The organism is Streptomyces sp. NPDC031466 (assembly GCF_055581265.1).
Map to the genome: position 1 here is coordinate 457,068 of NZ_JBVIJT010000006.1, position 19,302 is coordinate 476,369.

The following is a 19,302-nucleotide window of genomic DNA, read 5'->3' on the forward strand; positions in this document are numbered from 1 at the left end:
CCCGGCACGGCAGCCGGCGGAGCCCCACCCCCGGAGCCCGCCCTCCGCTCAGCCCCCGGCCAGCAGCATCGCCCGTACCAGCGGGCCCGCCGAATCCCCGCCGTGGCCGCCCTGTTGCACGACCGCCGCCGACGCCAGGTCGCCCCGGTAGGCCGTGAACCAGCCGTTCGGCTTCTTCTGGCCGTCGACCTCCGCCGAGCCCGTCTTCGCGCCGGCGTCGGAACCGAGGCCCCGCATCGGCTCCGACGCGGTACCGGCCACCGCCGTGTAGTGCATGAGGTCCCGCAGCGCCGAGGCCGTCGCGCCGGACATCCTGCGCGGCGCCGTCGCCAGTGTGCGGTCGTCGAGGTCGGGCGAGACCAGGTAGGGCTGGCGGAACCTGCCGGACTTCACCGTCGCCGCGACCGACGCCATGTTCAGGGGGTTCATCCGCACCCCGCCCTGCCCGATCAACGAGGCCGCCATCTGGGCGTCCGACTGGACCGGGACCGCGCCGTCGAAGGACGGCACGCCGATCGACCAGTTGTCGCGGCCGAGGCCGAAGACGTCCTGCGCCTGCCGGGTCAGCGAGTCGTTCTCCAGCTTCTTGGCCCGGCTGATGAAGGCCGTGTTGCAGGAGCGCGCGAAACTCGCCCGGAACGTGCCGTTCTTGATCTGGAACTTGTCGTCGTTCTGGAACTTCCAGCCGCCGTACGTCACGTACTTGGGGCACGGATGCTTCTTGTCCACCCCGGCCAGCTTCTTCTCCAGGAGCATCGAGGAGGTGATGACCTTCATCGTGGAGCCGGGCGCCAGGGAGCCCTGGAAAGCCATGTTGAAGCCGGTGGGGTTGGAGTTGGCGGCGGCCAGGATCTCACCGGTGCTCGGCTTGACGACGACCACGGAGGCCCGCTGCCGCTTGGCGGTCTCCCGCTCCGCCGCGGCCTGCAACCGACCGCTGAACGTCGTCCGCAGCGTCCCCGGGGTGCCCGACGAGAGCGTCAGGAGCGTCTTGTCGGGCGTCGACCTCGCGTCGTCCTTCTTCGACCTCGCGCCGTCCTTCTTCGCCGGGGCACCCTTCGAGTCAGCGCCCTTCCGCGTGGGCCCGGCCGGTCCGTCGTCCGCCCGCACCACCCGAAGCTCCACGCCCGCCCGGCCGCCGGCCTTCTTGCCGTACTTCTCGCGCAGGCTGTCGAGGACCGTCCCGAGCGAGGGGTACTTCGCCGCCGTCAGTTCCTTGCCCTCCCGGTCCACCGCCTTGATCGGCGGGTCGCCCGCCTCTCCGGTGACCAGCCGGTCGCCCGCCCGCAGTTCGGGGTGCGGGACCGAGGGGCGCCAGGCGACCAGCGTCCTGCCGTCGCTCTTCCTGCGCACCACCGTCAGCTCGGACGCGTAGGCGAAGGGCTTGCTCTGCCCCTTGTACGCCACCATGGTGGCCGCCTTGAAGGGCACCTCCGTACCGGAGCGCCTGCCCGGCGTCAGCCGTATCTCCCGGAAGCGGCCCTCCTCGCGGTAGGACGTCAGGGCCTCGCGCGCCGCGTCCCGGTCGTCCGTCAGCGCGGCGGCCCGGGACACGTCGCCCTTGGACCACGCCGTGAGGAACGCCCGCGCGGTGTCCCGCACCTCGGCCGGCGTCGGCGGCCCCGAGGCCACCCGCTTCCCGTCGGCCGAGTCGCCCGACCCGGCCCCCGGGCCACCGGAGAGCGCGTACGCGGCGGCCCCCACCCCGCACAGGACGACGACCGCCGCCCCCACGAGCACCCCCGGACGCATCCGCGTGTCCCGTGATCCGCCGTCCTTGCGCCCGGCGGCGCGCCTTCGCTTGCCCACAAACCCTCCGCAGTCTCCCCGGGGAGCCCCCAAGCTCCTCACCGGAAGGCCACCTTAGAGGCGTGCGGCGAGGCCCTTGACCACTTTTCCGTCCGGCCGTACGACGCTCGGGCCCGCCCCCTACCCTGCGCGCGCCCCGTCAGCCGCGCCCGCCCGGACACCCGGACGGCACCGCGTCAGCCGCGCCCGCCCGGGCACCCGGACGGCCCCCCGTCAGCCGCGCCCGCCCGGACACCCGGGCCGCACCGCGTCAGCCGCGCCCGCCGGGGCGCCCGGGCCGCACCGCCGTCACCCCACCCGCAGTACGTCCGCGACGATCGGCCCCGCCGCGTCGCCGCCGTGCCCGCCCCGCTGCACCATCGCGGCGGCCGCCACATCGCCCCGGTAGCCGGTGAACCAGCTGTCGGACGTCGCCTGGCCCCCGACCTCCGCCGACCCGGTCTTCGCGCCGATGTCCCCCGGCAGGCCCGCCATCACCCGGGCCCCGGTGCCGCTGACCGCCGTGCGGCGCATCATCCGGCGCAGCTGGGCCACGGTCGAGGCGGGCAGGCCGCGCGCGGTGGCCAGTTCGCGGTCGTCGAGGGACCTCGGCACGATCACCGGCTGCCGGAAGGCGCCCGTCATCGCGGTCGCCGTGACCGAGGCCATGGTCAGCGGGTTCAGCTGGACCGTGCCCTGGCCGATGGCGTTGGCGGCGCGCTCGGGGCCGGGGGAGGGCGGGACGGCGCCGTCGAAGGAGGGGACGCCGACCTTCCAGTCGCCGAGGCCCAGGCCGAAGCCGTCGCGGGCCTCCTCGGTCAGCGAGGCGTCGGTGAGCCCGGCCTCGTCCACGAGCTTCACGAACGCGGTGTTGCAGGAGCGCGCGAAGCTCTCCGCGAACGTCGCGGACTCGTTCGGCGCCAGGCCCGTGAGGTTGTGGAAGGTCTGGCTCTGCCAGGTCGCGGTGGCCGGGCAGGGCGCGGGCCCGTCCGCCTTGGTCACGCCCTTGTCGAGGAACATCGCCGCCGAGACGATCTTCATCGTGGAGCCGGGCGCCACCTTGCCGAGGAACGCGGCGTTCCAGGAGTCCTCGCGGTGGTTGGCGACCGCGAGGACCTCGCCCGTGCTCGGCCTGACGGCGACCACCGACGCGTCGTCGTTGCGCAGCACCGCTTGCTCCGCCGCCTTCTGCACGGGGGCGCTGAGCGTCGTGCGCAGCTTGCCGGGCCTGCCCTTGGCGAGGGTGAGCAGCGTGCGGGTGCCCGCGTCCTCGTCGGCATGTTGCACGTACAGCTCCACGCCCGGGCTGCCGCCCGCCGTCCTGGCGTACTTCGTCCGCAGGTCGGCCAGGATCGGGCCGAGCGAGGGGTACTGCTTCTCGTGCAGGACGGTGCCCGCGCGGTCCACCGCCTGGAGGGCCGGCGCCTTGGCCTCGCCCGTCACCAGCGTGTCGCCCTTCTCCAGGGAGGGGTGCAGGACGGCCACCGACCAGTCGACGAGCGGGCGGCCGGTCGTCTCGCCCCGCACGACGGTCAGCTCGGAGTCGTAGGCGAGAGGCTTGCTCCGGCCCTTGTACGAAACCGTGGCCGCCACGGAGAACGGCACGCGCGCGCCGGACGCCCGCTTCGGGGTGAGCCGCACCTTCGTCAGCCGCGCGTCCTCGCGGTAGCCGGTCAGGGCGCTCAGGGCGGCCTCGGCGTGGTTCGTGTACGCGGCGGCCCGCTCGGCGTCGCCCTTCCCCCAGGCCGCGAGGAACTGCCGGGCGGTGTCGCGCACCTCGCCGCCGGTGGGCGGCCCCGTCCGCACCTGCTCGGGGCCAGGGCCCGCGGAACCGCCGCCCCCGCTGACCCCGCTCACCAGGTTGTACGCGCCGTACCCGGCGCCCCCCACCATGACGGCGAAGACCCCGCCGACCAGAGCGGCCTTTGCTCCGTTGCGCACGATGCGCCCCCTCCCCAGGAGCCTTCCCGAAGGAGTCGCCCGGGAAGGCCGTTCGTCCGGCACCTTATGGGGAGGAAGGGAATTGCGGGACGGCCGTTATCGGAAGGTGTCCCATACACATCCCAAGGTGGCCCATTGCGCATCCCGAGGTGGCCCATTGCGCATTCCCCGGTCGGGGCGCACACCGTCCGTCAGACCCAGGTGTCCAGCCACATTCGGGACCGCCAGGAATCGATGGGAATGGCGGTGCCGGTATAGATGGGCCAGAAATAGATGAAATTCCACAGGATGAGCAGGACGACGACACCGGACGCGGCGGCCCCCACCACGCGGCGCCGCTCACCGGAGCCGGCCGGCCCCAGCATCGCGCCGATGAGCATCGCCACCGCCAGACACAGGAACGGCACGAAGACGACCGCGTAGAAATAGAAGATCGTCCGCTCCTGGTAGAAGAACCAGGGCAGGTAACCGGCCAGGACCCCGCAGAGGATCGCGCCCGCGCGCCAGTCGCGGCGGAACGCCCACCGCCACAGGACGTAGACGAGCGCGCACCCCGCCACCCACCACAGCAGCGGGGTGCCGAGCGCGAGGACCTCGCGGGCGCACTTCTCGGTGGTGCCGGCCGGGCAGCCGTCCTCGCCGGGCAGCGGCGACTCGTAGAAGTAGGAGACGGGCCGGCCGTCGACGAGCCAGCTCCAGGGGTTGGACTGGTAGGTGTGCGGTGAGGACAGGCCCACGTGGAACTCGTACACCGCGTGCTCGTAGTGCCACAGGCTGCGCGTCCAGTCCGGCAGCCACGTCCAGCCGCCGCCCCGGCCCTGGGTCGCCGCCCAGTCGCGGTAGTAGCCGCCCGAGCCGTCCGAGGGGGAGAGGATCCAGCCGAGCCAGGACACCACGTACGTCACGACCGCCACCGGCACCGTCGACACGAACGCGGGCAGCACGTCCCGCAGCAGCACCGCCCGGTAGGGCCGCACCGCGCCGGCGACGCGGCGCGCGCCGACGTCCCACAGGACGGTCATCAGGCAGAAGAAGACCAGCACGTACAGGCCGTTCCACTTCGTCCCGAAGGCGAGCCCGAGGCAGAGCCCGGCCGCCCACCGCCACGGCCGCCGGCCCAGGCGCACCGTTTCGGCGACGCGGGCGTCAGGCCGTACGATCCCGTCCGCGTCGACGGGCAGCGCCGCCGCGAGTCTCTCGCGCGCCTTGTCCCGGTCGATCAAGAGGCACCCGAAGGCGGCGAGCACGAAGAACATCAGGACCTGGTCGAGCAGCGCGGTGCGGCTCATCACGAAGTGCAGGCCGTCCGCGGCGAGCAGCGCGCCCGCCAGGCACCCGAGGAACGTGGAGCGCAGCAGCCGCCGCCCGATCCGGCACAGCATCAGGACCGACAGCGTGCCGAGCACCGCCGTCATGAACCGCCAGCCGAACGGATCGAAGCCGAACAGCCATTCGCCGATTCCGATCACGTACTTGCCGACCGGCGGATGCACCACGTACGAGGCGTCGTGCGGGATCGCGATGTCGCCGCCCTGCCGCAGCACGTCGTCGTTGATCTTCTCCGGCCAGTTGACCTCGTAGCCGCGGTGGATGAGCCCCCAGGCGTCCTTCGCGTAGTACGTCTCGTCGAATATCACGGCCTTCGGGTTGCCGAGGTTCCAGAACCGGCTCACCCCGGCGACCAGGGTGACCAGCAGCGGACCGAGCCAGGCCGCCCGGCGCACCACCCGGTCCGCGGCCGCCGCCGACAGGCCGAGCGTCGTCCACAGCCGGGGGCCGGGCCGGGTGTAGGGGGGGACCAGCCGCGCCCCGACGTCTTCCGCGGGCCGCGCCACATGGCCGAATCGGCGCAGCCGCCGCTGCCACGAGGGCTGCTGCTCCTCGGCTGCCTGGCCCTCGCGGGTGTCCGGGGAAGACGCGGTACTGGTCACCGCGCCATCGTAGGGAACCAGACTGTGCGAGTCCCGCCCGTGGGCCCTGCGAGGATGGATCCGTGACAGGAAGCGCAGATTCCCCCGGAACCCTCGTGTTGGCAGGCACTCCCATCGGCGATGTCGCCGACGCGCCGCCGCGCCTCGCCGCCGAGCTGGCGTCGGCGGACGTCGTCGCCGCCGAGGACACGCGGCGCCTTCGCCGGCTCACCCAGGCGCTCGGGGTGCAGGTCGGCGGCCGCGTCGTCTCGTACTTCGAGGGCAACGAGAGCGCGCGGACCCCCGAGCTCGTCGAGGCCCTCGTGGGCGGCGCCCGCGTGCTCCTGGTGACGGACGCGGGCATGCCCTCCGTCTCCGACCCCGGCTACCGGCTGGTCGCGGCCGCCGTGGAGCGGGACATCAAGGTGACCGCCGTGCCGGGCCCCTCCGCCGTGCTCACCGCGCTCGCCCTGTCCGGCCTGCCGGTGGACCGCTTCTGCTTCGAGGGCTTTCTGCCCCGCAAGGCCGGCGAGCGGCTCTCGCGCCTGAAGGAGGTCGCCGAGGACCGCAGGACGCTCGTCTACTTCGAGGCCCCGCACCGCATCGCCGACACGCTCGCCGCGATGGCCGAGGCGTTCGGCGACGAGCGTCGCGCCGCGGTCTGCCGCGAGCTGACCAAGACGTACGAAGAGGTCAGGCGCGGTCCGCTGAAGGACCTCGCCGTGTGGGCGGCGGACGGCGTGCGCGGCGAGATCACCGTCGTCGTGGAGGGCGCCCCCGAGAAGGGCGCCGGCGAGATCGGGCCCGAGGAGCTGGTGCGCAGGGTGCGCGTGCGCGAGGAGGCGGGGGAGCGGCGCAAGGAGGCGATCGCCGCGGTCGCCGCCGAGGCGGGCCTGCCCAAGCGGGAGGTCTTCGATGCCGTCGTGGCGGCAAAGAACGCGGATCGGGGCGGCCCATCCACGGGCAAAGGACTATCGTGAAAAGCAAAGCGCGAGCCGCGCACCAGGCCCTTTTCCTAAGGAAAGGCCAAATCGGCTCCAACGCTCGACAGGTCTGATGCGCTCGCCGCCCCAAAGGCGTCCACTGGTCAGGGGACGACGGCGCTTGCCCGGTGGACAAGTGCCTGTCCCTCGGACAAGAGGAGCAGCGGCATGAGTGAGATCGCAGACACCGGTCACCCCCGCACGGCACTGAATGTCGGTCACGAGTCGTACGCCTTCGCCTGCATGCGCTGCGGGCACGGCTGGGAGCAGTCGTACGAGATAGAGCACCACGTGGACGCCGCCGGCCAGGAATTCGTGATGTACCGGGCGGACGGCCTGCACGTGCCCTCGCCCCTGTCCCGCCCCACCTGCCTGAACTGCGACGGCCACGTCGTGCGCATCATGCGGGCCGGCCAGGTGTCCTCCGTCCTGGACACGATGCGGCGCCAGCACAAGGGCGGCCGCGTCGGCAAGCCCGCCGGGCCCGTGGAGCCGGTCGCCGAACCGGCCGGGGGGGAGCACCACTGGCACCTGTCCGACCTGCTGCACCCCTTCCAGCACCGCAAGGGTCGCTAGGGCGACAGGCCGACAGGGTGGCTTCGTAGGATCGGGGCATGCCTTCGAAGAACGCCGACGCGCCGCCGCCCCTGCCCGAACCGCTGCGGGTGGCGGTCGCCGACTCCCACACCCACCTCGACATGCAGACGGGCACGGTGGCGGAAGCCCTCGCCAAGGCCGCGTCCGTGGGCGTCACCACGCTCGTCCAGGTCGGCTGCGACGTGCGGGGATCCCAGTGGGCGGCCCGTACCGCGGCCGAGCACGAGCGGGTGCACGCCACCGTCGCCCTGCACCCGAACGAAGCGCCCCGCATCGTCCTCGGCGACCCCGACGGCTGGTCCCGGCAGGGGGAGCGCGCGGCGGGCGGTGACGGCGCGCTGGACGAGGCGCTCGCCGAGATCGACCGGCTCGCCGCCCTGGAGCACGTCAAGGGGGTCGGCGAGACTGGCCTCGACCACTACCGCACCGGGCCCGAGGGCATGGCCGCCCAGGAGCGGTCCTTCCGCGCCCACATCGAGATCGCCAAGCGGCACGGCAAGGCCCTCGTCATCCACGACCGCGAGGCCCACGAGGACGTGCTGCGCGTCCTGAAGGAGGAGGGCGCCCCCGAGCGCACCGTCTTCCACTGCTACTCCGGTGACGCGGCGATGGCCCGGATCTGCGCGGAGAACGGCTACTTCATGTCGTTCGCCGGCAACGTCACCTTCAAGAACGCGCAGGGGCTGCGGGACGCCCTGGCCGTCGCGCCGCTCGACCTCCTCCTCGTGGAGACGGACGCGCCGTTCCTGACGCCCGCCCCTTATCGCGGACGGCCCAACGCGCCCTATCTCATTCCGGTCACGGTGCGCGCCATGGCCGAGGTCCGCGGCATCGCCGAGGACGCCCTGGCCGAGGCGCTCGCCGCGAACACCGCGCGCGCCTTCGATTACTGACCGATAACGCCGCGACACAGCGTAGCCGTCCCGCTTTGGAGAGTGACGACCGCTCCGCTAGGTTCTGACCGCCCGGTCCGGACCTCTGGAGCGTCATCGTGAGCACATCGCAGTACGGGACGTACGAGCCCCACGAGACGTACGAAGCGCCCTATGACCCTTCGTACGAGCCGACCGTGCCGGACGGCCGGGCCCACGCCCGCCACGAGGCCGGGAGCGGCGGCGACATCCCGCTGCAGGCCACGGTCGTCTCCGTCGGCGGACGGGCCGAGGCGCGCCGCGCCGCCCGCCGGCGCAAGGCGCCCCGGGCCTCCGACGGCCCCCAGCGCCCCGGCCGCCGCCAGGTCTCCGAGCGGGGCGAGGCGCTGCGGCGCCTGGTGCCCCAGGCGCTCGTCGTGGCCTTCCTCGCGGGCGGCACCTCCGCGTTCGTCGCCGACGACAAGGCCGTGCGGCTCAGCGTCGACGGCAAGCCGCGCACCCTGCACACCTTCGCCGACGACGTCGGTGAGCTGCTCGCCGACGAAGGCGTCGCCGTCGGCGCCCACGACCTCGTCGCACCCGCCGTGGACACGGCCCTGACCAGCGGCGACGAGATCGCCGTACGTTACGGCAGACCCGTCAGACTCCTCCTCGACGGCGAGCGCCGCGAGGTGTGGACCACGGCCCGCACCGTCGAGGGAGCCCTGCGCCAGCTCGGCGTCCGCGCGCAGGGCGCGCACCTGTCGGCCTCGCGGAGCCGGCGCATCGGCCGCGCCGGACTCGACCTCGCCGTCCGCACGGAACGCACCGTCACGATCATGGCGGACGGGCGGGAGCGGACCATCCGTACGAACGCGGCCACCGTGCGGGACGCCGTCGCGGAGGCCGGGATCACACTGCGCGGGCAGGACACCACCTCGGTGGCGCCCGGCAGTTTCCCGCGCGACGGGATGACCGTCACCGTCATGCGGATCAGGGGGTCCAAGGAGGTGCGGGAGGAGGTGATCCCCTTCGCCGTGGAGAGGACGCGGGACGCGACGCTGTTCCGGGGCACGGAGGTCGTCGCCCAGGCGGGCCGGACCGGCGCCCGGCGCGTCACCTACGCGCTGCGTTCCGTCAACGGCGTCAAGCAGAGACCGCGCCGGATCAGCTCCGAGGTGGTGCGCGAACCCCACAACCGGATCGTGCGGGTCGGCACCAAGCCGCGGCCGTCCTCCGTCGCCGGGGCGGACCACCTCGACTGGGACGCGCTCGCGCACTGCGAGTCGGGCGGCCGCCCGGGGGCGGTCGACCCCTCGGGGACCTACGGCGGGCTCTACCAGTTCGACACCAGGACCTGGCAGGCCCTCGGCGGCACGGGCCGCCCCCAGAACGCCTCCGCCGCGGAACAGACCTTCCGCGCGAAGAAGCTCTACATCCAGCGGGGCGCGAGCCCCTGGCCCCACTGCGGTCGCCGCCTGCACGGCTGAGGCCCTTCGCCGCTTCCGGACGCGGGACAGGGCGCCGCGGGAGGCCCAGGGGCCGGGCCCCGTAACCTGGTGCGGTGAGCACTGAGCACGGCACCCTCCTCGGCCCCGCCGACATCCGCGAACTGGCCGCCGCCCTGGGCGTACGCCCCACCAAGCAGCGCGGCCAGAACTTCGTCATCGACGCCAACACCGTCCGGCGCATCGTCCGCACCGCGGAGGTCGGCCCGGACGACGTCGTCGTCGAGGTCGGCCCGGGCCTCGGGTCGCTGACCCTGGCCCTCCTGGAGAGCGCGGCCCACGTCACCGCGGTCGAGATCGACGACGTGCTCGCCGGGGCCCTGCCCGCGACCATCGGGGCCCGCCTCCCGCACAAGGCCGACTCCTTCGCGCTGGTGCACAGCGACGCGATGCTGGTGCGCGAGCTGCCGGGCCCGGCGCCGACCGCGCTCGTCGCGAACCTGCCGTACAACGTCGCCGTGCCCGTCCTGCTGCACATGCTCGAATGCTTCCCGACCATCGAGCGCACCCTCGTGATGGTGCAGGCGGAGGTCGCCGACCGGCTGGCCGCCGCCCCCGGCTCGAAGGTGTACGGCGTGCCGTCGGTGAAGGCCAACTGGTACGCGGACGTCAAGCGCGCCGGGTCCATCGGGCGGAACGTCTTCTGGCCCGCCCCGAACGTCGACTCCGGCCTCGTCTCGCTGGTGCGCCGCGCCGAGCCGGTGAAGACCACCGCTTCCCGGCGCGAGGTGTTCGCGGTCGTGGACGCCGCCTTCGCCCAGCGCAGGAAGACCCTGCGGGCCGCCCTGTCCGGCTGGGCCGGTTCCGCGGCCGCCGCGGAGGCCGCGCTGGTCGCCGCCGGAATTTCCCCGCAGGCCCGCGGCGAGGCCCTGACCGTCGAGGAGTTCGCCCGCGTCGCCGAGCACAAGGGGGCGGGCGCGTGAGCGCGGCAGTGACCGTGCGGGTCCCCGCGAAGGTCAACGTCCAGCTCGCGGTGGGCCCCGCCCGCCCCGACGGCTTCCACGACCTCGCCAACGTCTTCCTCGCCGTCGGCCTCCACGACGAGGTCACGGCGACGCCCGCCGACGAGCTGCGGGTGACCTGCGAGGGCCCCGGGTCCGACCAGGTGCCCCTGGACCGCACGAACCTCGCCGCCCGCGCCGCCGAACTGCTCGCCGCCCGGCACGGCATCGCGCCCGACGTCCACCTGCACATCGCCAAGGACATCCCCGTCGCCGGTGGCATGGCGGGCGGCAGCGCGGACGGCGCCGCCGCGCTCGTGGCGTGCGACGCGCTGTGGGGCACGCGCGCCACCCGCGCCGAACTGCTCGACCTCTGCGCCGAGTTGGGCAGCGACGTGCCGTTCAGCCTGGTGGGCGGGGCCGCGCTCGGCACCGGGCGGGGCGAGCGGCTCGCGCCGCTGGAGGTCGGCGGCACCTTCCACTGGGTCTTCGCCGTCGCCGACGGCGGGCTCTCCACGCCCGCCGTCTACCGCGAGTTCGACCGGCTCACCCCCGACGCGCCCGCCCCGAAGGCGTCCCCCGCGCTCCTGGACGCCCTGCGCGAGGGCGACGCCGAGGCCCTCGCCGCCGCCGTCACCAACGACCTCCAGCCCGCGGCGCTCTCCCTCTTCCCCCGGCTGCGCGACACCCTCGCGGCCGGCACGGCGGCGGGCGCCCTGGCCGCGCTGGTCTCCGGTTCCGGCCCGACGACGGCGTTCCTCACGGCCGACGCCGCCGCCGCGCGCAAGGTAGCCGACGCGCTGACGGCCTCCGGGACCTGCCGCACGGCCCGCGTCGCCACCTCCCCGGCCCAGGGAGCCCGGACGGTCTAGCGGGCGCCGCCTGCGCGCAGGTACTCACCCGCGGATCTGAGTACGGGCACGCTGATGCCGGACACCGCTCGCGCGCGACCGTACGTCCATGGCATCGAGCTCCATGGGATCAAGCGTCCGCGAACTGGCCGCCGGGACGCCCGCCGGGCGTGACCGGTACATCGACCTGCTGCGGGTCGCCTCGCTCGGCACGGTCGTCGCCGGGCACTGGCTGATGGCGGCCGTGACCGTCGGCGACGACGGCCGCGCCGAGGTCGGCAACCTCCTGGCCGTCGTACCGCGGCTGCAACTCCTCACCTGGGCGCTGCAGATCATGCCGGTGTTCTTCTTCGTCGGCGGCTTCTCGCACGCGCTGTCGTACCGCTCCCTGAGCCGCAGGGCCGAGGCGTCCGGGGGCGGCTCCGTCTACTCCGCCTTCCTGCGCGCCCGGCTCCAGCGGTTGCTGCGGCCCACCATGGTCTTCATAGGCGTGTGGGGCGCCCTCGCGATGGCCCTGCAACTGGGCGGCCGGGGCGGCGGGCTGCTCGACGTCGCCCTGCGCCTCGTCGCCCAGCCGCTGTGGTTCATCGGCGTCTACCTGGCGATGGTCGCCTGCACCCCGCCCCTGCTGCGGCTGCACGAGCGGTGGGGCTGGGGCGCGTTCGGCGCGCTCGTGGCGGCGGCGGGCGCGGTGGACGTGGCGAGGTTCGCGTTCGGCGTCCCCTACGTCGCGTTCCTGAACTTCGCCTTCGTCTGGCTCGCCGTGCACCAGCTCGGCTTCCTGCGCGCGGACGGCAGGCTGCGGATGCCGTCCGCCCTCGCGGGTGCCGGCCTGGCGGGCGCCGCGCTGCTGGTGGCCCTCGGCCCGTATCCGCTCTCCATGGTCGGCATGCCCGGCGAGCGCGTCTCCAACATGGCTCCGCCCACCTTCGCCCTGCTCTGCCACGGCCTGTGGCTGGTCGGCGCGGTCGAACTGCTGCGTGCCCCGGCGACGCGGTGGCTGACCCGGCCCCGCGTGTGGCGCGGCGTGGTGGCGGCCAACGGCGTCTCCATGACGGCGTTCCTGTGGCACCTGACGGCGATGCTCGGGGTCTTCGGCCTGCTGCTCGCCCTCGACGTCCCGCTCCCGGAGCCCGCGAGCGCCGCGTGGTGGGCGCAGGTGCCGCCGCGGCTCGCGGCGGCCGCGGCCCTGACGGCGGCGCTGGTGGCGGCCTTCCGCCGCTTCGAACGCCCGGCGGCGCGGGAACAGGTCCTGCCGCGAGCGGCCTCGGGCCCGGCGGCGGCCCTCGGCGTCACGCTCTGCCTGTTCGGGGTGCTCGGCCTGTCGATGGTCGGCTTCGGGGGCCTGCTGGAGGGACGTACGGCGATGCTGATCGCCGTCCACGTCACGGCACCGGCGGCGGTGGCGATGGCACTGGCGGGGTGGCTGCTGGTGGAGCGGGCGGGAGGCCGGGTCAGAGCACGTCGATGGCGGTGAGGTCGATGTCGATGTCGTAGGGCTCGCTGACCTTGATCTGGTCGCGGTGGATGCCCACGTGGACGTACGCGTTGGTCACCTGGTCGAGTTCGTAGACGTGGATGACGGGCCTACGGCCGGTCCCGCTCTGTTCGACGCGCCAGAAGTTCGGGACCCCGGCCGTGGCGTACTTCTGGGGCTTGGTCGTGCGGTCGCGGGACTCCGATTCCGGGGACACGACCTCGACGGCCAAGAGCACGTCCTGCACCGGGAAGCGGCTCAGACGGTCATCGGTGATGGCGCAGGCACGGACCACGATGAGGTCGGATTCAGGGGCGTTGTGCTTGTCGATCACTACGTTCATCTCGCGTACGACCTTCAACTCCGACGGCAGGGTCTGCTCAAGACCGCGCTCCAGGAGCTTGATCGACAGGAGATGGAGGTAGCTCTGCGGACTCACGAAGATCAGGCTCCCGTCGATGAGCTCAGTGTGCGGCGGGAGATCGGGCAGCGTGAACAGGTCGTCCACGGAGTAGCCGGTCGGCGGCGGCACCGGCCAGCGCCCGTGCTGCTCAACGGACTCGGCGGTCATGGTTCCTCCCATGGACGGGATTCTTCGGCCTGCCCTCCCACCGTAGCCGCCGCATTCCGGGTCCGTCATCACAAAGAGTGAGCGAGTCGGTACCCATATGCGACCGGCGTTCCGACCCCCGGGGGCGACTACGCTGGAGAGTCGATCGATCCCCCCTGTCAGGAGAGAAATGGCCGTCAATCTGGTCAATGTCGAGGCAGTCAGCAAGGTGTACGGCACCCGTGCCCTGCTCGACGGCGTCTCACTCGGCGTGTCCGAGGGGGACCGGATCGGTGTCGTCGGGCGCAACGGCGACGGGAAGACCACCCTGATCCGGATGCTCGCCAAGCTGGAGGACGCCGACACCGGCCGCGTCACGCACAACGGCGGGCTGCGGCTCGGCGTGCTGACCCAGCACGACTCGCTGGACCCGGCCGCCACCGTCCGGCACGAGGTCATCGGCGATCTCGCCGACCACGAGTGGGCGGGCAGCGCCAAGATCAGGGACGTGCTGACCGGCCTGTTCGGCGGGCTCGACCTGGCCGGTTTCCCGCAGGGCCTGGACACCGTGATCGGCCCGCTCTCCGGCGGCGAGCGGCGCCGCATCGCGCTGGCCAAGCTGCTCATCGCCGAGCAGGACCTGATCGTCCTCGACGAGCCGACCAACCACCTCGACGTGGAGGGCATCTCGTGGCTGGCCGAGCACCTGCGCACCCGCCGCTCGGCGCTGGTCTGCGTCACGCACGACCGGTGGTTCCTGGACCAGGTGTGCACCCGCATGTGGGACGTGCAGAAGGGTTCCGTCTTCGAGTACGAGGGCGGCTACTCCGACTACGTCTTCGCCCGCGCGGAGCGTGAGCGCATCGCCGCCACCGAGGAGAGCAAGCGGCAGAACCTGATGCGCAAGGAGCTGGCCTGGCTGCGGCGCGGCGCCCCGGCCCGCACCAGCAAGCCGAAGTTCCGCATCGAGGCGGCCAACGAACTCATCGCGGACGTACCGCCGCCGCGCGACACCAGCGAGCTGATGAAGTTCGCGACGACGCGGCTCGGCAAGACCGTCTTCGACCTGGAGGACGTCTCCGTCCAGGCCGGACCGAAGCTGCTGCTCAAGCACCTGACCTGGCAGCTCGGCCCCGGCGACCGCATCGGCCTGGTCGGGGTGAACGGCGCGGGCAAGACCTCGCTGCTGCGGGCCATGGCCGACGCCGCCCGCAGCCAGGGCGACGTACAGCCCGTGGCCGGGAAGATCGTCGTGGGCAGGACGGTGAAGCTGGCCTACCTCTCGCAGGAGGTCGCCGAGCTGAAGCCGACCCTGCGGGTCCTCGAAGCGGTGCAGCAGGTGCGCGAGCGCGTCGACCTCGGCAAGGGCCGGGAGATGACCGCCGGGCAGCTCTGCGAGACGTTCGGGTTCAACAAGGAGAAGCAGTGGACGCCGGTCGGTGACCTCTCCGGTGGTGAGCGGCGCAGGCTGCAGCTGCTGCGGCTGCTGATGGACGAGCCGAACGTCCTCTTCCTGGACGAGCCGACCAACGACCTCGACATCGAGACGCTGACGCAGCTCGAGGACGTGCTCGACGGATGGCCGGGCTCCATGGTCGTGATCTCCCACGACCGGTTCTTCGTGGAGCGGACGACGGACAAGGTGTTCGCGCTCCTCGGCGACGCGACCATGCGGATGCTGCCGCGCGGTATCGAGGAGTACCTGGAGCGGCGTCGGCGGATGACCGAGGCCGCCCCCGCCTCGGCGCCGGCGCCCGCCTCCGCACAGAGCGCGCCGAAGGGTGTCTCCGCCGCCGACGCCCGCGCGGCGAAGAAGGAACTGCAGAAGATCGAGCGGCAGCTGGACAAGCTCTCCGAGAAGGAGACCAAGCTGCACACGCAAATCGCCGATAACGCCACGGACTTCGAGAAAGTGGCGAAACTGGACGGCGAGCTGCGCGAACTCGCGGGCGAGCGCGAGGCGTTGGAGATGCGCTGGTTGGAGCTGGCGGAGGATGCGTAGAGCTCCCGTGCAGCTCGCGTAACGGACGCATCACGGGCCGGTCCTCCCTTGGGAACAGGGGCTGGACCGGCCCCGTCTCGAACGGGTTCAGGGTGATAGAAAGGCTGACCTGAGCACCATTTGGCGTGCCGAAAATCAGTGAAGGGGGAAGCGCTGATGACTCAGCCGCCCAACCAGCCGCCGTACGGCGGTTTCGGAGCTCCGCAGGATCCGCCACCGGGGCAGCCGCCCGCGCAGCCGGGGTACGGCTATCCGCAGACCCCGCCGCCCGCGGCCGACAATCCGTACGCGCAGCCGACCCAGCCCGCCGCGCCCGGCCCCTACGGTCAGCCTCCGCAGCCCGGCCCCTACAGCCCGCCTCCGCAGCCCGGCCCCTACGGTCAGCCCCAGCAGCCCGGCCCTTACGGCGCCCCGCCCTCGTACGGCTACCCCCAGCAGCCGCCCACGCAACCGCAGTTCCCGGCCGGACCGGGCGGCCCCGGCGGTGGCAACGGCAAGCGCAACAAGCTCCTGGTGATCGCCGCCGCGGCCGTGGCCGCGCTGCTCGTCGCCGGCGGTGTCACCTGGGCCGTCGTCGGCGGTGACGACGACGGCGAGAAGAAGAAGTCCGAGGCGAAGAACAAGGACCCGAAGCCGACCCTCTCCGCGCCCGTCAACCCCGGTACCGGCGACGGCGACGGCAACGAGGGCAAGGAAGACCTCAACGAAGGCCGCAAGCCGGGCGAGGCGAAGGTCCTCTGGTACAAGGAGGCGCCCAAGGTGCCCGGCTCCGGTGCCGACGGCCCGGGCATGTGGATCCAGGGCGACACCGCGGTCAAGGCCGCCTACAAGCAGCTCTTCGCCTACGACGCGCGGACCGGCAAAACGGCGTGGCCGGCCATCGAGTTCCCGCAGAAGATCTGCGCGGCGACCCAGACGGCCACCGACGACGGCAAGATCGTCGTCGCCTACAAGGACAGTGCCAAGAGCAGCGCCAAGTGCAACCAGCTCCAGGTCATCGACCTGAAGACCGGTGACAAGGGCTGGGGCAGGCCGGTCAAGGAGGAGGGCATGTTCGACTTCTCCATGCAGAGCCACCTCGTCCTCGTCGGCGACGTGCTGATGGTCGGCCGCGACCAGTCCGGCACCGCCCTGCGCATGAGCGACGGCAAGAAGCTCTACGTGGCGGACAAGAAGGAGGAGGGCACCTGCTTCCCCAGCGGGTTCACCGGCGGGGACGGCAAGCTCCTGATGGCGCTGTCCTGCGGCGCGAGCACCCCCCAGGAGCACGACGAGCTCCAGCAGCTCGACCCGAAGACCGGCAAGGCCCTGTGGACCAAGAAGTTCCCCAAGGGCTGGCGCGTCGGCAAGATCTACGGGACGAGCCCGACGATCGTCTACCTCCGCAACGAGGACAAGAAGAAGTGGAACATCTCGGTGCTGAAGGAGAACAGTGCCGAGACGCGTTCCGAGGTCGACGTGGACGACAACTTCGCGCCGGACTGCGGCACTTCGATCCTCGACCGTGAACTGGGTGGCTGCCTGGGCGTGGCCAACGACGACGAGAACCTCTATCTGCCGACCGACGACAAGGGCGCCAACGAGATCGTCGCCATCAGCCTGGCCACCGGCAAGGAGGCCTGGCGCGTCAAGTCGCCGCTGGACGATCGGATGTACCCGCTGAAGCTCGCGGACGGCGAGCTGATCGCCTACGTCGAGCCGTCGTACAGCTCCGGCGGCCGGGTCGTCTCCATCGCCACCTCGGGCTCGCACAAGCCGAGCACCCTTCTGCGGCATCCGCAGGGCACCGCGCAGATCGAGAGCGGCTTCTACTCGAAGGACGTCGACTACGTGGACGGGCGGTTCTACATCTCCACCACCAGTCTCACGGGCAGCACCTCGGGCCCGGCGAAGCTGATGCTCGCCTACGGCAAGTGAGCGCGCCCTCAGCCCGGTTCACCCTCTCCTCCCTCCGCGTCCCCAAGGAATACACCACGTCATGACCCAGCCGCCCCAGCCCCCGCAGCAGCCGCCGAACGAGCCCCCGCAGGGCGGCTTCGGCCCGCCCCAGGAACCGCCGGCCGGTGGTTTCGGAGCCCCGCAGGACCCTCCGCCCGTCGGCTTCGGCAAGGCCCCGGAGCCCTCCTACGGCTACCCGCAGCAGCCCCCGGCCCCTCAGACGCCGCCGCCCGCCGCACCCCCGGCGCCCGCCGGACCGCCGCCGCAGGGCCCGCCGGCGCCCCCGGCCGGCCAGCCCAATTACGGCTACCCGCAAGCGCCTCAGGCACCGCAGGCACCGCAGGCACCGCAGGGCTACGGGTATCCGACCCAGCCCGCCCAGCCGCAGTACCAGCAGACCGCGTACCAGCAGTCGCCGTACCAGCAGGGCTACCAGCAGCCGCCCACCATGCCGATGCAGCCGCAGCCCGGCGGCTCCGGTCCCGGCGGCGGCAAGAAGTTCAGCGGGCAGATGGCGATCATCGTCGCGGCGGTCGTCGCCATCGCGCTGATCGTCGGCGGCGGCGTGCTGTACGCCGCCAACAAGGACGACGACTCCAAAAACACCGCGCAGGAGTCCGACGGCAAGGGCGGCAAGAAGGGCAAGGGCGGCAAGGGCGCCGACGTTCCGAACGGCGGCCCGGCCAAGGAGAAGGCCCCGGCCGACCCCACCGCCAAGGTCGCCCTGCAATTGCCCCAGCCGGAGGTCCCCAAGGACCAGATCTGGCAGGCCCCCGGCTCGCTGCTGACCGACGACACCTACGTCAAGTCGGGCGTCAACGAGCTGAACGGCTACGACCCGGACACCGGCAAGGAGAAGTGGTCGATCCCGCTCTCCGGCCAGACCTGCGCGATGTCGCGGGAGATGACCGAGGACGGCATCGCCGCGGTCGTCACCGAGGAGGCCAAGCGGAACAAGAAGGGTGACTACGAGAGCTGCACCAACGTCTCCGCGGTCGACCTGAAGTCCGGCAAGAAGCTCTGGACGGAGACCGTCGAGACCAGCGGCATGAAGGCGACCTTCAAGGAGGTCACCATCTCCGGCACCACGATCGCCGCCGGCGCGGGCACCAGCAGCGGCGGCGCCGCCTGGGACGTGAGCGGCAAGTCCCTGTGGAAGCCGAAGGTCGGCAAGTGCGAGGACGTCGGCTACGCCGGCGGTGACCAGCTGGTCGCGGTCCGCAAATGCGGCACGTACGGCGACGAGAAGCTGAAGGTCCAGCTCCTGGACCCGAAGACCGGCACGGCCAAGTGGACGTACCCGCTGGCCGACGGCATCGACAACGCCAAGATCATCTCGACGAACCCGGTCGTCTTCGGCCAGGACACCACCGAGATCACGGCGAGCGGCGCCACCGACGTCTTCTCCCTCGGCGCCAACGGCAAGCTGCGGGCGAAGATCTCGCTGGAGGAGGGCAAGTACGACCACGACTGCGGCGTCAACATGGTCAACGACTGCACGTCGATCACCGTCGGCAACGACCGGCTGTACGTCCCGACCCGCCAGCACGACGGCAGCGGCGAGAGCTACAACCGCACCAACGAGATCGTCTCCTTCTCGCTGGCCACCGGAAAGCCCACCAGTGACCGCGCCGTCGCCGGCGACAACGGCGAGATCTTCCCGATCCGCATGGACGGCGGCAACGTCCTCGCGTACAAGGCGCACGGCTACCAGAAGGGCGCCCAGGTCGTCTCGCTCGACGGCAAGACGATGAAGGAGACCAAGCTCCTGGAGACCCCCTCCTCCGAGGCGGTCACCGACGCGATCAGCGGCATGGTCCCCAAGTCGAACGAACTGCTGTACTCCGAAGGCCGCCTGTTCCTCGGCAAGAAGCTGCTGAGCAGGCCCTACACGAAGGGCGACAAGGAGTACGTCGCGCTCGGCTTCGTCGCGAAGTAGTCCCCGCCCCGCTCCCGCGCCACCAG

At 72.3% G+C, this 19,302-nt stretch carries 14 protein-coding genes; 10 read left to right on the plus strand and 4 right to left on the minus strand.

Annotation, left to right across the window (positions count from 1 at the left end):
- Positions 1-48: 48 nt before the first annotated feature.
- The 3 genes from ACZ5GP_RS17320 to ACZ5GP_RS17330 all read right to left on the minus strand — a co-directional run bounded on the left by ACZ5GP_RS17320 (position 49) and on the right by ACZ5GP_RS17330 (position 5,660).
- Entirely contained in the window at positions 49-1,809 is a 1,761-nt protein-coding gene (locus tag ACZ5GP_RS17320) for a penicillin-binding transpeptidase domain-containing protein (protein WP_468751643.1), read from the minus strand.
- Between the two features lie 288 nt (positions 1,810-2,097).
- Positions 2,098-3,729 (minus strand): penicillin-binding transpeptidase domain-containing protein, encoded by a 1,632-nt coding sequence (locus tag ACZ5GP_RS17325; RefSeq protein ID WP_468751644.1) that lies wholly within the window; start codon positions 3,727-3,729, stop codon positions 2,098-2,100.
- Between the two features lie 191 nt (positions 3,730-3,920).
- On the minus strand, positions 3,921-5,660 hold the full coding sequence (locus ACZ5GP_RS17330) for a dolichyl-phosphate-mannose--protein mannosyltransferase (RefSeq protein WP_468751645.1): 1,740 nt from the start codon (positions 5,658-5,660) through the stop codon (positions 3,921-3,923).
- A gap of 62 nt (positions 5,661-5,722) precedes the next feature.
- Between ACZ5GP_RS17330 and rsmI the strand changes: the two genes are divergently transcribed.
- The 7 genes from rsmI (at position 5,723) to ACZ5GP_RS17365 (ending at position 12,847) form a co-directional block, all read left to right on the plus strand.
- Positions 5,723-6,619, plus strand: coding sequence for a 16S rRNA (cytidine(1402)-2'-O)-methyltransferase (gene rsmI / locus ACZ5GP_RS17335; protein WP_468751646.1), 897 nt, complete (start codon positions 5,723-5,725; stop codon positions 6,617-6,619).
- A gap of 171 nt (positions 6,620-6,790) precedes the next feature.
- Complete coding sequence (locus ACZ5GP_RS17340) at positions 6,791-7,198, plus strand: hypothetical protein (protein WP_468751647.1); 408 nt, start codon at positions 6,791-6,793, stop codon at positions 7,196-7,198.
- Between the two features lie 38 nt (positions 7,199-7,236).
- A complete protein-coding gene (locus tag ACZ5GP_RS17345; RefSeq protein WP_468751648.1) occupies positions 7,237-8,112 on the plus strand; it encodes a TatD family hydrolase in 876 nt (291 codons plus the stop codon).
- Between the two features lie 98 nt (positions 8,113-8,210).
- Positions 8,211-9,560, plus strand: a complete 1,350-nt coding sequence (locus tag ACZ5GP_RS17350; protein WP_468751649.1) for a ubiquitin-like domain-containing protein — start codon at positions 8,211-8,213, stop codon at positions 9,558-9,560.
- Positions 9,561-9,634: 74 nt separating this feature from the next.
- On the plus strand, positions 9,635-10,501 hold the full coding sequence (rsmA, locus tag ACZ5GP_RS17355) for a 16S rRNA (adenine(1518)-N(6)/adenine(1519)-N(6))-dimethyltransferase RsmA (RefSeq protein WP_468751650.1): 867 nt from the start codon (positions 9,635-9,637) through the stop codon (positions 10,499-10,501).
- Positions 10,498-11,391: a 4-(cytidine 5'-diphospho)-2-C-methyl-D-erythritol kinase gene (locus ACZ5GP_RS17360; protein WP_468751651.1), complete on the plus strand. Its 894-nt coding sequence runs from the start codon at positions 10,498-10,500 to the stop codon at positions 11,389-11,391. Before rsmA ends, ACZ5GP_RS17360 begins: the two co-directional genes overlap by 4 nt.
- A gap of 103 nt (positions 11,392-11,494) precedes the next feature.
- Positions 11,495-12,847, plus strand: a complete 1,353-nt coding sequence (locus ACZ5GP_RS17365; RefSeq protein ID WP_468751652.1) for an acyltransferase family protein — start codon at positions 11,495-11,497, stop codon at positions 12,845-12,847.
- Here the strand turns inward: ACZ5GP_RS17365 and ACZ5GP_RS17370 are convergent.
- Positions 12,825-13,418 carry a Uma2 family endonuclease gene (locus ACZ5GP_RS17370; protein ID WP_468751653.1) on the minus strand — a complete coding sequence of 198 codons (594 nt, stop codon included), beginning with the start codon at positions 13,416-13,418 and terminating at the stop codon, positions 12,825-12,827. The genes ACZ5GP_RS17365 and ACZ5GP_RS17370 overlap by 23 nt on opposite strands.
- 169 nt (positions 13,419-13,587) lie before the next feature.
- Between ACZ5GP_RS17370 and ACZ5GP_RS17375 the strand changes: the two genes are divergently transcribed.
- From ACZ5GP_RS17375 to ACZ5GP_RS17385, 3 genes are all read left to right on the plus strand, one after another.
- Complete coding sequence (locus ACZ5GP_RS17375) at positions 13,588-15,399, plus strand: ABC-F family ATP-binding cassette domain-containing protein (protein ID WP_468751654.1); 1,812 nt, start codon at positions 13,588-13,590, stop codon at positions 15,397-15,399.
- Between the two features lie 156 nt (positions 15,400-15,555).
- Positions 15,556-17,316 carry an outer membrane protein assembly factor BamB family protein gene (locus tag ACZ5GP_RS17380; RefSeq protein ID WP_468751655.1) on the plus strand — a complete coding sequence of 587 codons (1,761 nt, stop codon included), beginning with the start codon at positions 15,556-15,558 and terminating at the stop codon, positions 17,314-17,316.
- 61 nt (positions 17,317-17,377) lie between these two features.
- Positions 17,378-19,276: an outer membrane protein assembly factor BamB family protein gene (locus ACZ5GP_RS17385; RefSeq protein ID WP_468751656.1), complete on the plus strand. Its 1,899-nt coding sequence runs from the start codon at positions 17,378-17,380 to the stop codon at positions 19,274-19,276.
- The last annotated feature ends 26 nt before the right edge of the window (positions 19,277-19,302 follow it).

Bases quoted from the DNA above. Each gene is read 5' to 3' on its own strand.
- ACZ5GP_RS17365 (WP_468751652.1), top strand. From the start codon at position 11,495: ATGGGATCAAGCGTCCGCGAACTGGCCGCCGGGACGCCCGCCGGGCGT.
- ACZ5GP_RS17375 (WP_468751654.1), top strand. From the start codon at position 13,588: ATGGCCGTCAATCTGGTCAATGTCGAGGCAGTCAGCAAGGTGTACGGC.
- ACZ5GP_RS17370 (WP_468751653.1), bottom strand. From the start codon at position 13,418: ATGACCGCCGAGTCCGTTGAGCAGCACGGGCGCTGGCCGGTGCCGCCG.
- ACZ5GP_RS17385 (WP_468751656.1), top strand. From the start codon at position 17,378: ATGACCCAGCCGCCCCAGCCCCCGCAGCAGCCGCCGAACGAGCCCCCG.
- ACZ5GP_RS17340 (WP_468751647.1), top strand. From the start codon at position 6,791: ATGAGTGAGATCGCAGACACCGGTCACCCCCGCACGGCACTGAATGTC.
- ACZ5GP_RS17380 (WP_468751655.1), top strand. From the start codon at position 15,556: ATGACTCAGCCGCCCAACCAGCCGCCGTACGGCGGTTTCGGAGCTCCG.
- ACZ5GP_RS17345 (WP_468751648.1), top strand. From the start codon at position 7,237: ATGCCTTCGAAGAACGCCGACGCGCCGCCGCCCCTGCCCGAACCGCTG.